Origin of the sequence: Butyrivibrio sp. WCE2006 (assembly GCF_000701985.1) — a bacterium.
GTDB lineage: Bacteria > Bacillota > Clostridia > Lachnospirales > Lachnospiraceae > Butyrivibrio.
Map to the genome: position 1 here is coordinate 1 of NZ_JNKH01000096.1, position 1,463 is coordinate 1,463.

At 40.7% G+C, this 1,463-nt stretch carries 2 protein-coding genes; both read left to right on the forward strand.

All coding sequences use genetic code 11. The features are described 5' to 3' along the window. The first annotated feature begins 183 nt into the window (after positions 1-183). On the forward strand, positions 184-702 hold the full coding sequence (locus T501_RS19425; protein ID WP_044917184.1) for a COG3415 family protein: 519 nt from the start codon (positions 184-186) through the stop codon (positions 700-702). Further along, positions 672-1,328, forward strand: coding sequence for an IS630 family transposase (locus tag T501_RS19430; protein ID WP_242845588.1), 657 nt, complete (start codon positions 672-674; stop codon positions 1,326-1,328). The genes T501_RS19425 and T501_RS19430 overlap by 31 nt, the downstream gene beginning before the upstream one ends. Positions 1,329-1,463 lie beyond the last annotated feature (135 nt).

Below are 1,463 nucleotides of genomic sequence, written 5' to 3' on the forward strand. Positions count from 1 at the left end.
GTTAAATAACAGCCTCTCAGATAGTACTTTTGAAACTACTGTAAGGCTTACAATACCATCTGGAATCAGCATTGAATTCTCCAACGAAACTAGTGTACTGACATGTTGATATTTAATCAAATTATATCTATTAATCCGTGCCATTTCTTGGTAAAATAAAAGAAAAAGCACGGAGGCACAGCAATGGCAGGCAGACCAAAAAAGTATCATATCAATCTCACTGACGAAGAATTCAAAAGCATCAAGTCGATAATTCGCAAGAAGAGTACAAGCAAAACACTAAGGACAAGATGCCAGATTATCCTTGATCTTGATGAGAATCATGGAAAAATGTTGTCATATGAGCAATGCTATAAATCTAATGGAGTCTGTCATGCAACAGTCTCTAATACTGTTAAAGGCTATGCCACAAAAGGTATGGATTACCTAAAAGGTCTCAACAGAAATGAGAATTCCAATAATGCTCGCCGTAAGGTTGATGGTCGGATTGAAGCCCATCTTGTTCAAATAGCTTGCAGTCCGGCACCTGAAGGACATAGCAGATGGACAATACGCTTATTGGAAGATGAACTCAAGGTTGTTTTGGACACTGATGAAACCATTAGTCGCGAAGCTATCCGTAAGGCTTTAAAAAAAACAAACTTAGACCTCACAAAAACTCCTACTACTGCATTCCAAAGAAAAACGACCCGGAATTCGTAGCTTCAATGGAGGATATCCTGGATGTCTATGAAAGACCATACAACCCGGATTGCCCTGTAGTCTGCATGGATGAAAAGCCATATCAGCTACTCGGAGATGTAAGAGATCCACTTCCTATGAGACCTGGAGATGATGCAATCATAGATTCAGAATACCAGCGTAACGGAACATGCAGTATATTTGCCTTTGTGGAACCATTAGGTAGCAAACATCATGCCAGCGTTCGAGAACATCGAACCGCTGAAGACTGGGCTGAAGAAATCCAATACCTTGTTGATGTTATGTATCCTGATGTAGAAAAGATAGTCCTGGTCATGGATAATCTGAATACACATAAACCTGCATCATTATACAAAATCCTTCCTCCTGACGAAGCACGCAGGATAATTAAAAAGTTAGAAATACACTATACTCCCAAGCATGGCAGCTGGCTCGATATAGCAGAAATTGAGCTTAATGTTATGACAAGACAGTGTCTGTCCCGTCGCATACCGAATATCGATTTACTCAAGGCAGAACTCAGTGCATGGGAGGATGAGCGTAATGCAAATAAAGCAACTGTTGACTGGCAATTTAAAACATCTGACGCAAGAATAAAACTCAAATCGCTATACCCCGTTCTTTAAGGCGGGGAGCGGCTTTGATTAATTGTGAACGTGTCAGCACACTAGTGCAGCCACTATCAAAAACATCCTGAGTGTGCTGCAGACAGTATGATCGGGGATCTTTCCGGCGTTAAGAAAATATATCTCATAACTGGC

What these genes read in the sequence shown, in the direction of transcription:
- T501_RS19425 (WP_044917184.1), top strand. Translation starts at nt 184, where the DNA reads ATGGCAGGCAGACCAAAAAAGTATCATATCAATCTCACTGACGAAGAA.